Consider the following 14,568-nt stretch of genomic DNA (forward strand, 5'->3'; position numbering starts at 1 on the left):
CCACCTCCTGTCTGAGACGAGACTATCGGGTCGAAACGAATTCTGACGCCCGGTGCCCGATCATCACGATGGTGGCGTGCGGACCGCGGCTGGTGATCGCGGGCAGGACCGAGCCGTCGATCACCCACAGGTTGTCGATGCCATAGACCCGGCACCGGGGGTCGACGACGGCCCGCGGGTCGCCGTCGACCCCCATCGGCGCGGTGCCGCACAGATGCTGCGAGGTGGACCAGACCGCCGACGCGGAACCGATTGTGCTGCCGGCCAATTCGTGGGCCAATTCGATGCCCCGGCGCAGGTCCGCGACGTCGTCGGGCTCGCTGTCGTAACGGTGCTCGATGCGCGGCGCCACGTCGGGATCCGACGAGACCAGCGTGATGCGGCCCCGCGCGCGCGGTTGCATGAGGGCCACCCCGATGTGCGGCCAATCGGCGTGCCCGGCGGTGCCATCGCCGGTCATCGCCACGAATCCACCGGTGTACGGCCTGATCTCGAGGCCGTCGGCCGTGCTGAGCACCACCTCGAGCACCGGGCGCCCGGGGGCCACCGTCCAGTCGGTGGGCAGCACCCACTCGGCGTGATCGCTGAACGACGCCCCCACCGGCAGCGGCGCGACCACCGGCACCCCGGCGGCCGCCAGCGCGTCGGGGTCGCCGATGCCCGACAGCATGAGGAGGTGCGCCGTTTCAATGGCCCCGCCGCACAACACGATTCGGTCGGCGGTGAACGCGGTGTGGCCGTGCGGCCCGATCGCGTCCACGCCCACCGCGACGCTCCCGGCGAAGCGCAGCCGCACCGCCCGGGTCCGCGCGTGCAGCCGCAGGTTCGGCCGGCTCAGCGCCGGGATGAGATACCCGGCGCCGGACCCCCTGCGCACTCCGTCGACGATGTTGAGCGGGACGGCGCCTATCCCCGAAACCGGTTCCGCCGCAACGTCGTTGAGGTCGGCGATCCAGCCGAATCCGGCGCGCTGGGCGGCGGTGATGAAACGGTGCGTGGTCCCGGTCATCTCGTGGGTGCGGCGCACCAGGATGGGTCCGCTGTCGCCGTGGGCGGGACCGTCGAAGTCCAGGTCGGTCTCGATGGCCCGGAAGCTGTCCAGCACCTCGGACCATCCCCAGCCCGGTAGGCCGATGCGGTCGAAGTCGCGGGGCAGCCCGCGGCAGAAGTAGCCGCCGTTGATGGCTCCCGATCCGCCCACCGTGGCCCCCCGCACCAAGGGGTGCTGGCGGACGGGTTCGTCGGTGAGGTGGGTCTGATAGCGCCGGACCAGGGGGCTGCCGACGCCGATCGGCAGCTGCAGCCCGTTGGCGGTCTGGGCGAGCAGGCCCGGATCGTCGAGGGCGGGGCCCGTCTCGAGGACGGTGACCGTGCGGTCCGCGTCGGCGGAAAGGCGTTCCGCGACAACCGATCCAGCGCTGCCGGCGCCGACGATCAGCACATCGCTGTGCGTGACGGCTGCGGTCAAGGCGGCGGCTAACTCCGGATCTGGGGTTTCAGGGCGCGCAAGTTGCGCTCCCGTAGCACACCCCACCACAACCCCAGGCCGTACGCCAGGTCGTCGATGCGCTTGAGCACCAGATAGGTCGGCAGCCCGATCGGTTCGACGTCGTCGCCGACGGCGTCCCGGCGGCGCAGCCAGTCGACCACCCCGTCCATGACGGCCGCGACCAGTACCACCCGCCGGAAGTGCCGCGACATGGTCGCGGCCATCAGCGCCAGCGGCCAGTAGTGCCGGCACAGCGCCGACGCCAGCTGCAGCGCCGCCGACCACAGGCCGCGGCCCGCGATCATGGCGACATCGGTCATCGACGTCTCCGCGCTACGCATCGCCCGTGCGATGCGCCGACCCGTCAGGACGGCCAGCACGATGGACGCCAGCCGCGACAGCGTGGACCCGAAGGCCATCAGCGTCCAGGTCATCAGCGCCCAGCCGGAGATCACCACCGGCGCCGTCTTGTCCGGGTGGCGCACCGACAGCGGGGCGGCCGAGCCGCCGTAAAACGCCTTGCGCGCGAGCCAATCCCGCAATTCGGTGCGGTGGTCGTGGGCCACCAGCGCGATCGGCTCGTAACGCAGCCGGACGCCCGACTCGATCAGCCGCCAGCACAGGTCGACGTCCTCGCCGGACTGCAAAGTCTCGTCGAACCCGCCGACCTCCCGGATGGCCGAGCACCGACAGATGATCGCCGCGCTGGGGACATACGACACCGTGCTGTGGGGCAATACCGGGGCCTCGCGCTCACCGAGGTCGAGCGAGGAGTGCACGGCCTCGTAGCGCGCCACCACGTTCTCGTTGTGCGTCAGGCCGACAATGCGCGGCGCGACCAGGCCGACGGTGGGGTCGCAGAAGTGACCGAGCAGGGCCTCCAGCCAGCCCCGGCGCGGCGCCACGTCGGAGTCCAGGAACGCCACGAAGTCCGTCCGGCAGGCCGCCAGCCCGGTGTTGCGGGCCGCCGCGGGGCCCTTGCTGCGGTGGTGGCGCAACACCTCGATGTCGCAGTGCGCGCCGACGAAGTCTTCGGGCTCGACGGCGTGGAACGAGCCGTCGTCGACCACGACGACGCGCAACCCGCGCAGCGAGCTCACCAGCCGGCGCACGCCAGAAATGTTGTTGCGCACCGGAATTACCACGGTCACGTCGTGATGCGACGGGCCGCCGGCGGGCCTGGGATGCGCGACCGTGGCGTCCAGGAGGGTGCGGGCGAGCTGGGCGGACAGGTCGTCGCGGACCTTCAGCCGGCCGTCGCAGAGCATGTCCTGTGCGGCCGGGGCCAGCTTCAGCAGCCGCGTCGGCGAACCGCCGAGCAGCGCCGAGCCGTCGCCGAGCACCCGCACGCGGCGGTCGACCTGGACCGCGAAGCCGTCGGGCAGCCGGGGCGCCGAAGAGGTCATGTCAGCATCCCGTCGGGGCCGGGCCCCCAGCGGGCGACGCGGCGGACACACTCGTCGACCATCTCGGCGACGATGCGCTCGCCCTCGGCGGCGGTGGCGGTGGTCGGGTCGCCCAGCACGCCGACCGGGCTGACCGCCGCGACTCCCCCGCGGCGCATCGACCCGAGCAACTCCGGCAACGGTGCGGTGTTGCCGGCGCGCCACCGGTCGGTCCGGACATCGGCCGGCGAGATATGGAGCAACACCGATGTTTCGGTATGCCCGGCGTGGGCGTCACCGCCGGGGGCCACACAGGGGCACCACCCGGCGTCGCGGCCCTCGGCGCGCAGCCTGGCCACCGCGGCGCCCAGCGCGGCGACGTTGCCGCCGTGGCCGTTGACGAAGACCAGGCGCCGGGCCCACGTGCCCGCCGACCTGCCGTACTCGACCAGCAGCAGCGTCAGCGCCTCGGTGCCGAGCGAGATCGTCCCGGCAAAGCTCTGGTGCTCGCCGCTCGCGCCGTAGGCGATGGCCGGCGCCACCAGCCACCCGTCGCCGAGGCGCGCGCGAGCGCGCCGGGCGACCGCCGTCGCGATCCGGGTGTCGGTGTCCAGCGGCAGGTGCGGCCCGTGTTGCTCGGTCGAACCCAGCGGAATCATGACCGATGCCGCCGTGCCGGACAGCTGGCTCGACGTCGCTGTTCCTAGTTCGCCGAGTACGGGCACTCGGTGATGGTAGGACGAATTCACCTGGCGTGCACCAATTGTTGAAGCTTGAAAATAACTTTTTTTCCGCGCCGTTCATCGGTCATTCGAATTGTCGGCTCGTTCGTCACGGTTACCCCGCCCGTACCACGATTTCCGTGGCCGTCAAATAATTCCGACAAAGCCGCCCTGGATAGCCCGGCTTTCGTTATCCGCCGGCCGGCGGCACACCCAGCGCCCGGGTGAAACCGGGCGGCACCAGGATGTCGCCGGGCCCGAGGTCGTGGATCGAGGAATGTCCCAGACCCATCAGGGCCGAGTCGATGCCGCCACGCAAAATGTCGAGGACGTTCTCCACGCCCGGTTGGCCCGCCGCGGCCAGGCCCCACAGGTACGCCCGGCCGATCATCACCGCGCGCGCCCCCAGCGCCACGGCCTTCACGACGTCGCTGCCGCGCCGGATGCCGCCGTCGAGCAGCACCTCGACCTGATCGCCGACGGCCGCGGCGATCGCCGGCAGGGCGCGGATCGAGGCCGGGGTGCCGTCCAGGTTATTGCCACCGTGATTCGACACCGAGATCGCCGAAACCCCCGCGTCCACAGCCCTTTTGGCGTCATCGACGCGGATCACGCCCTTGAGCATGAACGGCCCGCCCCACAGTTCGCGAAGCCAGGCGATGTCTTCCCAGGTCGGCGGCGGGGTGCCCATCCACTCGCCGTAGGCCGCGAAGAAGGGGGGCCCCGGTTCGCCGCGGCGGCCCTGGTTGGGTACCCGCAGCTCCGGCGGCCGCATGGTCTTCGCCCACTGCAGAAACCACCGCGGCTTGGTGATCACCTCCGGGCTCATCTTCAGGATGGTCTTGAGATCCATCTTCTCCGGGATCGAGGGGCTGCCCCAGTCCCGGCCGTGCGAGAAGCTCCAGTCGGTGGTGACGATCAGGCCCGCCGCGCCGGCCGCCCGGGCGCGCTCGACCCGCGCCGCGATCGCGTCGCGGTCACCCAGCCAGTACACCTGGAAGAACAACTTGGGGTTCGCCGCGATGACCTCTTCGATCGGCTTGCTGGCGAACGAGGACAGGCCCATGGCGGTGCCGCGGGCGGCGGCGGCGCGCGCGACGGCCACCTCGCCTTCGGGGTGCACGGCCTGCACGCCGGTCGGTGAGATCAGGACGGGCATCGAAATGTCCTGCCCCATAACGCTGGTCGACATGTCGCGCTTGGCCGGCGCGCCGACGACGTGGGGGGCGAAACCGAGTTCACCGAAGGCTTCGACGTTGTCGGAAACCGTGATTCCCTTTTCGCTGGCCGAAATCAACGACGAATAGGCCGATTTCGGCAGCCGGCGCTTGGCGCGTTGCTGCGCGATGGCAACGGTCTCAAACCATTTCTCGGCCATTGTCACACCGGGCTTTCATTACACAGGCGCGCCGGCGGCGCCGCGGGCGTGACCGTCGGTGGCCGCAGCGACAGCGTGAGCGGCACCGGTTGGCGGATGCGCTTGCCGCGGGAGTGGTCGGCCCGGGGGCGCGGCGTCTCGCGGTCGTGCGCCAGCGCCGACGCGCTGTGGCCCTGGACGCATTCGGGGTCCGGCCCGTCCAGCGGCAGGCCGGTGAAGAACTTGGCCGCCATGCAGCCGCCCCGGCAGCTGTCGTAATGCCCGCAGCTGCCGCAGGCGCCCGCCGACTGCGGTTCGCGCAGCTCGCGGAACAACGGGGCGTTCTTCCACACATTGTCAAAGCCGCCGTCCGACAGCACGTTTCCGGCCAGGAAGCGGTCATGGATGGCGAACGGGCAGGCGTACACGTCGCCGACGGGGTCGATCAGGCACACGACGCGGCCCGCGCCGCACATGTTCAGGCCGGCCAGCGCGCCGGACTGACCGAGCGGGGCCAGGTGGAAGAAGGAGTCGCCGGTGAGCACCCGCTCGCCCTTGGCGACCAGCCAGTCGTACAGCTGGACCTGCTGGTCGGCGGTGGGGTGCAGCTCCTCCCAGACATCGGCGCCGCGCCCGGACGGGCGCAGCCGGGTGATCCGCAGCGTGGCGCCGTAACGGCTTGCCAGCGCGGCGAATTCGTCGAGCTGGTCGACGTTGTGCCGCGTGACGACCACCGAGATCTTGGCGTCTTTGAAGCCGGCGTCGGCCAGATTTTCCAGCGCCCGCACCGCCATGTCGAACGACCCGGGTCCGCGCACCGCGTCGTTGACCTCGGCGGTGGCGCCGTCCAGCGAGATCTGGACGTCGACGTAGTCGCTGGCCGCCAACCGCGCGGCGACCTCGGGCGTGATCCGGACGCCGTTGGTGGAGAACTTGACGCCGACGTGATGGGCGGTCGCGTAGTCGACGAGCTCCCAAAAGTCCGGGCGCACAGTGGGTTCCCCGCCACCGATGTTGACGTAGAACACCTGCATGCGTTCCAGCTCGTCGATGATGTCCATGCACTGACGGGTGGACAGCTCGCGCGGATCCCGCTTGCCCGACGACGACAGGCAGTGCACGCAGGCCAGGTTGCAGGCGTAGGTGAGCTCCCAGGTGAGGCAGATGGGCGCGTCGAGCCCGTGCTCGAACTGCTCGATCAGCCGCGGTACGGCCGCTTGGGTCGGTGCGGTCATTGATGGTCCTCCCGGGGCACCAGCATCTTGGAGTCGACGAGCACACCCAGCGCGTGCAGGTAGGGAACCTGCCCCGCGTCGTCGATGCCCGCCGAGCGAAAAGCGGAGCGGACGTCGGGGTGCTCGGCCAGCGACTGCACCACCGTGAGGATGGTGCGGTTCTTCAAAAACGACAGCTTGCGGGTGCCGAAGTGATAGAGCAGCGCGCCGAACGGTTCCGGGCGCACCGCGACCTGCGGGTGCAGTCGCCAGCCGCGATCAGGATCGAACACGGTGTCGCCGGTAGGGCGAGCCGTTTCGGCCTGCGCGGGCGCAGGCACGGTCAGTAGACCCCGCACATGCCGTCGATGGACACCTCTTCGACCAGGGTCTCGGTGACGAGCTGGGTGTCAGTTTCGGTCTCGTGGTCCACGGGGCCTTGCCTTTCGTCGGGTCTTGACAACGATGGGGTCTGAGTCACACTCGCCGCCAGAATATGGCATCGAGTGCCGAAATGGAAGGGCGGGGTCCGAAGATGCCGCAGCAGCGGGTGGGCAGGCGCCGCTCGACCACGCCGGCCCACATCACCGACGTGGCCATCGACCTGTTCACCGCCCGCGGTTTCGCCGACGTGAGCGTCGACGACGTGGCCCACGCCGCCGGCATCTCCCGGCGCACGCTCTTTCGCTACTACGCGTCCAAGAACGCCATCCCCTGGGGCGATTTCGACACTCACCTCGCCCACCTGCGGGACCTGCTCGACAACGTGGATTCCCGGGTGCGCCTGGGCGATGCCCTGCGCGCCGCGTTGTTGGCGTTCAACACCTTTGACGAGTCCGAGACCGCCCGCCACCGCCGGCGGATGCGGGTGATCCTGCAAACCGCTGAGCTGCAGGCGTATTCGATGACGATGTACGCCGGCTGGCGCGAGGTGATCGCCGGGTTCGTGGCCCGCCGTTGCGATTGCAAGACCACCGACCTGCTGCCGCAGACCGCCGCCTGGACGATGCTGGGGGTGGCGCTGTCGGCGTACGAACACTGGCTCAGCGATGAATCCGTCCCGCTGCCGGTCGCCCTCGGCAATGCCTTCGACGTGGTCGGCGCGGGGCTGAACGAGCTGGACACTTGAGCGTCGAGCACCTGGCGCACACGCTGCGCGCCCAGGGCCGGTTCTGCGCCTCGTCGGGCTCCGCGATGTACGGCGAGCTGTTCGAGCTGGTGGCCGCCGACGTCGAAGCCGGCGGCGTGTTCGCGGCCATCCTGTCCGGACACCGCCACGCCCCCTCGCGCGACGCGGTGCCGCTCCGGCTGCTCGGCGGGCTGCACCGGCTGGTGCTCGACGGCCGGGCGCCGCACCTGCGCCGCTGGTACCCCAGCACCGGCGGGAGCTGGGACGCCGGACCGGCCTGGCCTCAGATCCGCGACGCCGCGGCCGGCCACGCCGATGCGCTGCGCGCGGCGCTGGATCAACCACCACAGACCAACGAGGTGGGCCGATCGGCCGCACTGATCGGCGGTTTGCTGCACCTCAATCAATCCGGTTTGCCGATAAGGCTTTTCGAGATCGGGGCGAGCGCCGGGCTGAATCTGCGGGCCGACCACTACCGCTACCGGTTCGCCGGGAGCCAGTGGGGGCCGCCCGACTCGCCGGTGGCCATCGATGACGCGTGGCGCGGCGCGCTGCCGCCGGGGGGCGACGTGCGGATCGTCGAGCGGCGTGGCTACGACATCGCGCCGATCGACGTCGGCGACACCGACGGGGAGCTGACCGTGCTGAGCTACGTCTGGCCCGACCAGGCCGCGCGGCTCGCCCGGCTGCGCGGGGCCATCGAGGTCGCCCGCCGGGTCCCGGCCCGGCTCGAACGCCGGACGGCGGCCGGCGCGGTCGCCGGCCTGCGGGTGTCCGACGGCGCGCTCACCGTCCTCTGGCATTCCATCACCTGGCAATACCTGTCGGCCGGCGAGCGCGACGAGGTGCGCGCGCACGTGGACGCGCTGGCCGCACGGGCCGACGCGCGCTCACCGTTCGCCCACCTGACGATGGAGCCGGCGCGCTCTCGCCCCGGCGGGCCGATCAGGTTCGAGGTGCGCGCCCGCAGCTGGCCGGACGGCGAGACGCGCGTGCTGGGCGACTGCCATCCGCACGGCCCGCCGGTGCACTGGCACTAGGGTTTTCGCGAACCTCTAGGTCCCCATGAAGGTCATCGGATCGTGCAGCACCCGGGTGCCGTCGTGCAATCCGTCGATGGCCTCCATGTGCTGAGGCTCCAAGGTGAAGTCGAACACGTCCAGGTTCTGGGCGACGCGCTCGGGCTTGGACGACCGCGAGACGACCACGTTGTCCAACTGCAGGTTCCACCGGACCAGCACCTGCGCCGGCGTGCGGCCGTACTCGGCGGCGATCGCCGTCACGGTCGGGTCCTCGAGCATCTTGCCGACGCCCAGCGGGCTGTAGGACTGCGTGGTCACGTCGTGCTGGGCGTGCGCCTGGCGCAGCTCGGCCTGGTTGAGGCGCGGGTGCAGCTCGACCTGGTTCACCGCGGGCACCTCGTCGGTCTCCTCGATGACGTTCGCCAGCAGTTCCTCGGTGAAGTTGCAGACGCCGATCGAGCGGACGTGCCCCTCGTCGCGGGCGACCTTCATGCCCTCGAAGCTCTCCACGTACTTGCCCAGCTTCGGCGCCGGCCAGTGGATCAGGTAGAGGTCGAGGTAATCCAGCCCAAGACGGTCCAGGCTCTCCTTGCACGACTCCTGGGCACTCTGGAAGCCCTGCCTCGAGGTGCCCAGCTTGGTGGCGACGAACAACTCCTCACGCGGGATGCCCGACGCGGCGATCGCGCGCCCGACGGCTTCTTCGTTTCCGTACGAGGCAGCGGTGTCGATGAGGCGGCAGCCAGCCTCCAGGGCCGCGAGTACCGAGCTTTCCGTCTCCTCATCGGACAATTTGGCTACGCCCAAGCCGAGTACGGGCATCTTCGCCTCGTCGTTGAGAGCGACGGTCGGAATCACGCTGGAAGCGCTGTATATCTCATCAATCACTGTCACTTTTCAATCACCTGCCTGCCAGGTTGGGGTGTGGGGTTTCTTCGACGTAAACGATTCAGGGACAACACACCAGGCGGCTTATGCCAACCCCTTCTGGTGCGTATGGGCCCCATTCATCGTTCGCTTGGAGACAATAACCGAGCCGGGCGGATGCCGCCCGGACCGAGGCGGTCGACGTCGCATTAGCAAAAAAACGCGAGCTCAGAAGTTACGTCTTTCCAGCACAATAAGATTGGCGATGGAATTTTGGCAATTTTGTGACACCGCAGACACGAGCGCCCGGTGCCCTCGACGAAGACAGACGAAACCTCAAACCGATGTGATGTGCAACACCATCGAATTGCGTTGTGGCGCATCACCAATTTCAGCGTAATCATCCCTGGGCCAGGGGCCTCACCGGCGAAAACACCGACAATGGTGCGTGTTTCAGTCCTGGGGAACGGACATAGCTGCGTCGTGATGCGAACGTGATATACCGTGATGCGACTGTGATGTGAAATCACCTGTCCCCTATCCTCGAGAGACGCGACCACGCGCTACCCCTGGAAGCGAGGCAAGTCTGTCGCATGAAGGCAATGCAAGAGCTTTTCGAAATTGCCTGGCAAGCAACGCAAATCGGTGCCGCCACGCTCAAGAAATCACAGCCGAGCTCGGTGCAGCACAAGGGAGACCGTGACCTGGTCACCGACATCGACCTTGCGATCCAGCGTGACATCGCCGACTACCTGGCCCAAACCACACCCGAGATCCCACTGTTGGCCGAAGAGTCCGAGCAACAGCCGGACATCGAAACCTCCGAGTGGCTCTGGGTGCTCGACCCCATCGACGGAACGTCGAACTTCGTCCACGGGCTGCCGTTGTGCGCCGTATCACTGGCGCTGATGCGCACCGGGCGCACCGTGGTCGCGGTCACCCACGCTCCCCTGCTCGGCAAGACCTACCACGCCATCGAGGGCAAGGGCGCTTTTCTGGGCGGCCAGCGGATCAACGCCAGCGCCGCCGACAGCCTCAGCGGGGCCATCGTGTCGCTCGGCGACTACGCCGTCGGCCACGACGCCGGCAGGCTGAACGAGCACCGGCTGGCGCTCACCGCCGAGCTGGTGCCGCGGGTCGAGCGCATCCGCATGATCGGGGCGGCGACCCTGGACCTCGCGTTCGTCGCCGAGGGCGCCCTGGACGCCTGCGTGATGATGTCCAACAAGCCCTGGGACACCGCGGCGGGGACCCTGATCGCCCGGGAAGCGGGGGCGCAGCTCACAGACGCCCAGGGCAATCCCCACACCCACAAGTCCGCGTCGACGGTCATCAGCGCGCCGGGCATCGCCGAGCAACTCGCGACGGTGATCCGCAACACCGAGAACGTCGGCGACCGGTACGCGACCGCCGTCGGCTAGCGAAGGCTCAGCCCAGCACTTCCGAAATGGGCACGGCCGCAGCGATTTTGGCGCGCATCTTCATGACCTTGCCGGGCATCCCGCCGCCGACCACGCCGGCCAGGGCGCCGTCGCGTTCGTAGTAGGCCAGGAACTTGCGACCGTCGTCCTCGACGACGTGCACGATGTCGTCGGCCTCCGGCTCGCCCAGGCACTGGATCTTGACGTCGTATTGGTCGCTCCAGAAGTAGGGAACCACCACCGCGGTGGGCACGTCCTGCCCCAGCATCGCGGGCACCACGGCGCGGGCCTGATCGGCGACATTGCTCCAATGTTCCACGCGCCCTTGGTGTCCCGTCGCGTCACGCCACGACGCGACGTCCCCGAGCGCCCACACGTTCGGCGCGCTGGTGCGCCCGGCCTCGTCGCAGATGACGCCGTTGTCGACGTCAACTCCGCTGCCCTCGAGCCATTCGGTCGCCGGGCGCGACCCAATGCCGACCACCACCACGTCCGCCGGCAGCTCGGTGCCGTCGCTGAGCACCACCGCCTCGACGCGCGTGTCACCGCGCACCTCCGCCACGCCGACCCCGAGCCGGACGTCGACGCCTTCGGCGCGGTGCAGCCGGGCCACCAGCTCACCGATCTGTTCGCCGAGCACCGCGGCCAGCGGAGTGGGCTGGGGCTCCACCAGCACCACGTCCACCCCCAGGCTGCGCAGGCTGGCCGCCACCTCGCAGCCGATGAAGCCGGCGCCGATGACGACGGCGCGCTGCGCCGCGGACGCGTGCTCGCGCAGCGCCAGGGACTCGTCGAACGAGCGCAGCACCCGGATGCCCTCGAGGTCGGGGATCGACGGGATGCGTCGCGGTACCAGCCCGGTGGCGATGACGAGTTCGTCGTAGCGAAGCGTCGTCCCGTCGTCGAGCGTCACCGTCTGCGCCGCGGTGTCCAGGCGTGTCGCGGCCGATCCCAGCCGCAGGGTGATGTCGTTCTCGTCGTACCACTCGCGCGGTTTGAGCGCGGTGTCGTCGACCTCTTTGCGCAGCACCTCTTTCGACAGCGGCGGGCGGTCATAGGGCAGGTGGACCTCGTCGCTGACGAGCGTGATGGGCCCGGAATACTCCGATTTCCGCAGCTGCTCGGCGGTGCGGGCGGCGGCCAATCCGCCGCCGACGATCACGATTCCGTTGGTGGCGCTCGCGTCAGTACTCACGTGGAGTTCTTAGCACGATGGCGCCTCAGTACTTTAGGGCACCCTTATCTACCGGGATCTGCGTGCCGGTCAGTGTGCCGGACCCGTCGCCGGCGAGCCACGCCACGACGTCGGCGACTTCGTCGGCCGTCATGAAGCCGTTGGGCTGCACCGGCATCGGCGGGAAGCTGTGCACGAAGCTGGGATGCCTGCCGAAGATCTCCATCATCGCTTCGGGCTCGATCATCGGGGTTTCGACGGAGTACGGATGGATCGAGTTGACCCGGATGCCGTATTCGCCGAGCTCGATCGCGAGGGTGTTGGTGAGCGCGGTGAGCCCGTGCTTGCTGGCCGAGTAGTGGCCGTTGCCCGGTGTGGCCTTGAGCCCCGCCGACGAGCTGACCACGACGATGGAACCGCCGTTGCCCGCCTCGATCATCGCGGGCACGGTGGCGCGCAGCGTGCGCCAGGTGCCGGTCAGGTTGACACCGATGACGGCGTCCCACTGCTCGTCGGTGAGCTCCCAGACGCGGCCCCAGCTCAGCACTCCGGCGTTGGCGACCACGATGTCGAGCCGGCCGAACTGTTCCATCCCGTCGGCCACCAGCTCCCGCAGCGCGGCGTCGTCGCGGACGTCGAGGATGCGGGTCAGGATCTTGCGCCCCTGCCCCTCCACCAGGCGCGCGGTCTCGTCGAGGTCCTCGGGCGTGGCAGGCGGGTAGGTCACGCTGGCCGATGCCGGCGCGCAGATATCGAGCGCGATGACGTCGGCGCCCTCGGCGGCCAGCCGCACGGCGTGCGATCGCCCCTGGCCGCGGGCGGCCCCGGTGATGAATGCCACCCGCCCGTGCAGTGATCCAGCCACGTGTAACCCCTTCGACCGCCGACAGACCAAACCAGGCTAGCAGCGGAACTGAAACGTGTTCTAATTCGCCCGCCGGTGGCCGGACGAGCCCCTAGATTTCGGCGATGATCGCAGCGCGGCGGCTGTTGTATTCCTGGTCGGTGAGCGCCCCGCTCGCGTGCAGATCGTTCAGCTCCTGCAGGCGCGCGGCGATCGACGGTTCGGGCGGCGTGACGACCGCCGACGGCGCCGCGCCCTGCTGGACGGCAGGAGCCGGCGGGGCACCCGGCGCCGGTTGGGCGGCCGCTGACTGCTGCTCGACGGCCCGGCGCACCACCGCCTGGATCTGGCCGCGCAGCGCCGGGTTCGACCGGATGTCGACCATCCGGTTGAGGGGAACGTTGTTGGCCTTGAGGATCTGCAGGATCTCCATCAGCGGGCCCGCCTGCCCGCTCAGGTCGTAGGTCCGGTTGTCCTCGGCCACCGTGAACTGCGCGGGCACCAGGCCGTTGACCAAAGCGCTTCGCTCCCAATCGATCCGGTATTCGTTGGTGGTGGGGTTGACCAGGACCACCACCTTGCGGGCGTTGAGGTTGCCCAGCCGGGTGACGCTGGCGATCACGCGGTCTTCGCTGTCGAACGGCAGGAGCCCGGGCCCCGCGATGTGCAGGTGCACCTTGACGACCTGCTGGTTGTTGACCCACGTGCCCGTTTCGGTGATGCCGGTGATCTGCGCGAGCGCCAGCACGCCGCTCTGTTCGAGGGCGGCCACCTTCGCCGACGTCTTGGCGCCGTAGTTGGCCAGCGCGAGCGCGATCAGCACGTCGGCCGCGGTGATCAGCAGGCCGACGTAGAACATCCACTGCAGCAGGCTGTCGAGCCCCATGACGAAATACACGACCAGGAAAATCGGCCCCACGAGGCCTCCGCACAGCAAAACGACCAACTGTGCCTTCAGGTAGCGCGCTAACACTTGCCCCTCCTTGGCTTGCTGGGGATTTGTGTCAGATTAGCGCTCGGGGGCTCGCCGCGAACCCGATACGCGCAAAGCGGGTTCGGCCGCGATCAGGCCAGCGATTCGGGCGGGACGATCGGCACCCGGCGCACCGGAGGCGCCGCGGGCTGCGTGCCCGCCGGCGGGTGCGGGGCGGTGCGCGGCGATACCGGCAGCGTCGTGGCCGGGGAGGCCTGCGGCGCCACCTGTGCCGGCGGCGCGGCGGACGTGCCGGTCGGTGCCGACGCCGCGGGCGCGACGGTGCTCGCGGGCCCGGCCGGTGCGTAGGCCGGCGTCGCCACCCGCGCCGGTCCGGCCGGAGCGGTGGCCGAGGCCAGCGTCGCCGACCCCACCGGCGCCGCCGCGACCGGCGTGCCGGCCGGTGCGGGCACCGCGGCCGCCGGGGCCACCGCCGCCGCCAGGGGCCCCGCGGGCGCGGTCGGCGCCGAGGCGCTTATGGCGCCGGCCGTCATCGTCGGTACCTGCGCGGCCATCGATGCGGGCGCTGCCGCGGTCTGCAGCGGCGTCGCGTTGGCCGCCTCGGCGGCGGCATACTGCATCGCACCGCCGTTCATCAGCTGGACGAACTGGCTGTGGAACGCGGCCGCCTGGGCGCTGAGCGCCTGATAGACCTGGGAGTGGGCGTCGAACAGGGCGGCGATGCTCGCCGACACCTCGTCGGCGCCGGGGGCGAGCACCGCCGACGTCGGCCCCATCGCCGCCGTGTTGGCGGAGGTGATCGTCGTCCCGATCCTGGCCAGGTCCGTCGCGGCAGCCGCAACGAATTCGGGAGTCGCTTGAACGAACGACATCGGCACCTCCCCGCCACGCCTCACGGTCACCGAGAACTATGCCGAAATCCTAGTGCAGGGCGCTCTGCGGCCGCATCATTTCCGCGCCGGTCCGGCAAGGCGGTGCGCACAGCAGACGAAGCCCGGATTGCCGTGTGG

General features: G+C 69.7%; 15 protein-coding genes. 3 read left to right on the forward strand and 12 right to left on the reverse strand.

The window, feature by feature from the left end; genetic code table 11:
* Positions 1-22: 22 nt before the first annotated feature.
* From mftG to mftA, 7 genes are all read right to left on the reverse strand, one after another.
* Entirely contained in the window at positions 23-1,468 is a 1,446-nt protein-coding gene (gene mftG, locus K883_RS04945; protein ID WP_036453887.1) for a mycofactocin dehydrogenase MftG, read from the reverse strand.
* 8 nt (positions 1,469-1,476) lie between these two features.
* Entirely contained in the window at positions 1,477-2,895 is a 1,419-nt protein-coding gene (gene mftF / locus K883_RS04950) for a mycofactocin biosynthesis glycosyltransferase MftF (RefSeq protein ID WP_036453888.1), read from the reverse strand.
* Positions 2,892-3,623, reverse strand: coding sequence for a mycofactocin biosynthesis peptidyl-dipeptidase MftE (gene mftE, locus K883_RS04955; RefSeq protein WP_026071193.1), 732 nt, complete (start codon positions 3,621-3,623; stop codon positions 2,892-2,894). The genes mftF and mftE overlap by 4 nt, the downstream gene beginning before the upstream one ends.
* A gap of 163 nt (positions 3,624-3,786) precedes the next feature.
* Entirely contained in the window at positions 3,787-4,974 is a 1,188-nt protein-coding gene (mftD, locus tag K883_RS04960) for a pre-mycofactocin synthase MftD (protein ID WP_036453890.1), read from the reverse strand.
* A gap of 2 nt (positions 4,975-4,976) precedes the next feature.
* Positions 4,977-6,188, reverse strand: a complete 1,212-nt coding sequence (gene mftC / locus K883_RS04965) for a mycofactocin radical SAM maturase (RefSeq protein WP_009957098.1) — start codon at positions 6,186-6,188, stop codon at positions 4,977-4,979.
* The gene (mftB, locus tag K883_RS04970; protein ID WP_198346941.1) at positions 6,185-6,526 is read right to left on the reverse strand and encodes a mycofactocin biosynthesis chaperone MftB; all 342 of its coding nucleotides are present in this window, start codon (positions 6,524-6,526) and stop codon (positions 6,185-6,187) included. The genes mftC and mftB overlap by 4 nt, the downstream gene beginning before the upstream one ends.
* Entirely contained in the window at positions 6,511-6,600 is a 90-nt protein-coding gene (gene mftA, locus K883_RS04975; protein ID WP_007773607.1) for a mycofactocin precursor MftA, read from the reverse strand. Before mftA ends, mftB begins: the two co-directional genes overlap by 16 nt.
* Positions 6,601-6,702: 102 nt before the next feature.
* On the opposite strand from mftA, the gene mftR reads away from it, so the two are divergent.
* Both mftR and K883_RS04985 read left to right on the forward strand, forming a co-directional pair.
* Positions 6,703-7,296 (forward strand): mycofactocin system transcriptional regulator, encoded by a 594-nt coding sequence (mftR, locus tag K883_RS04980; protein ID WP_020823599.1) that lies wholly within the window; start codon positions 6,703-6,705, stop codon positions 7,294-7,296.
* Positions 7,293-8,336, forward strand: coding sequence for a DUF2332 domain-containing protein (locus K883_RS04985; RefSeq protein WP_036453893.1), 1,044 nt, complete (start codon positions 7,293-7,295; stop codon positions 8,334-8,336). Before mftR ends, K883_RS04985 begins: the two co-directional genes overlap by 4 nt.
* Positions 8,337-8,351: 15 nt before the next feature.
* Here K883_RS04985 and K883_RS04990 read toward each other — a convergent pair whose 3' ends face one another.
* Positions 8,352-9,212 carry an aldo/keto reductase gene (locus K883_RS04990; RefSeq protein WP_170320610.1) on the reverse strand — a complete coding sequence of 287 codons (861 nt, stop codon included), beginning with the start codon at positions 9,210-9,212 and terminating at the stop codon, positions 8,352-8,354.
* A 566-nt stretch (positions 9,213-9,778) separates the two neighbouring features.
* Here K883_RS04990 and K883_RS04995 point away from each other — a divergent pair.
* Complete coding sequence (locus K883_RS04995; RefSeq protein ID WP_036453895.1) at positions 9,779-10,606, forward strand: inositol monophosphatase family protein; 828 nt, start codon at positions 9,779-9,781, stop codon at positions 10,604-10,606.
* A gap of 7 nt (positions 10,607-10,613) precedes the next feature.
* Here K883_RS04995 and K883_RS05000 read toward each other — a convergent pair whose 3' ends face one another.
* The 4 genes from K883_RS05000 to K883_RS28490 form a co-directional block, all read right to left on the reverse strand.
* Positions 10,614-11,801 carry an NAD(P)/FAD-dependent oxidoreductase gene (locus K883_RS05000; protein ID WP_020823602.1) on the reverse strand — a complete coding sequence of 396 codons (1,188 nt, stop codon included), beginning with the start codon at positions 11,799-11,801 and terminating at the stop codon, positions 10,614-10,616.
* Positions 11,802-11,826: 25 nt separating this feature from the next.
* Positions 11,827-12,645: a mycofactocin-coupled SDR family oxidoreductase gene (locus tag K883_RS05005; RefSeq protein ID WP_081914348.1), complete on the reverse strand. Its 819-nt coding sequence runs from the start codon at positions 12,643-12,645 to the stop codon at positions 11,827-11,829.
* A gap of 91 nt (positions 12,646-12,736) precedes the next feature.
* Entirely contained in the window at positions 12,737-13,597 is an 861-nt protein-coding gene (locus K883_RS05010; protein WP_036453899.1) for an SHOCT domain-containing protein, read from the reverse strand.
* Positions 13,598-13,689: 92 nt separating this feature from the next.
* Positions 13,690-14,430: a PE family protein gene (locus tag K883_RS28490; RefSeq protein ID WP_179945044.1), complete on the reverse strand. Its 741-nt coding sequence runs from the start codon at positions 14,428-14,430 to the stop codon at positions 13,690-13,692.
* Between the last annotated feature and the right edge of the window lie 138 nt (positions 14,431-14,568).

The sequence above is a fragment of the Mycobacterium sp. TKK-01-0059 genome (genome assembly GCF_000709305.1).
In the GTDB taxonomy this organism is placed as follows: Bacteria; Actinomycetota; Actinomycetes; order Mycobacteriales; family Mycobacteriaceae; genus Mycobacterium; species Mycobacterium intracellulare.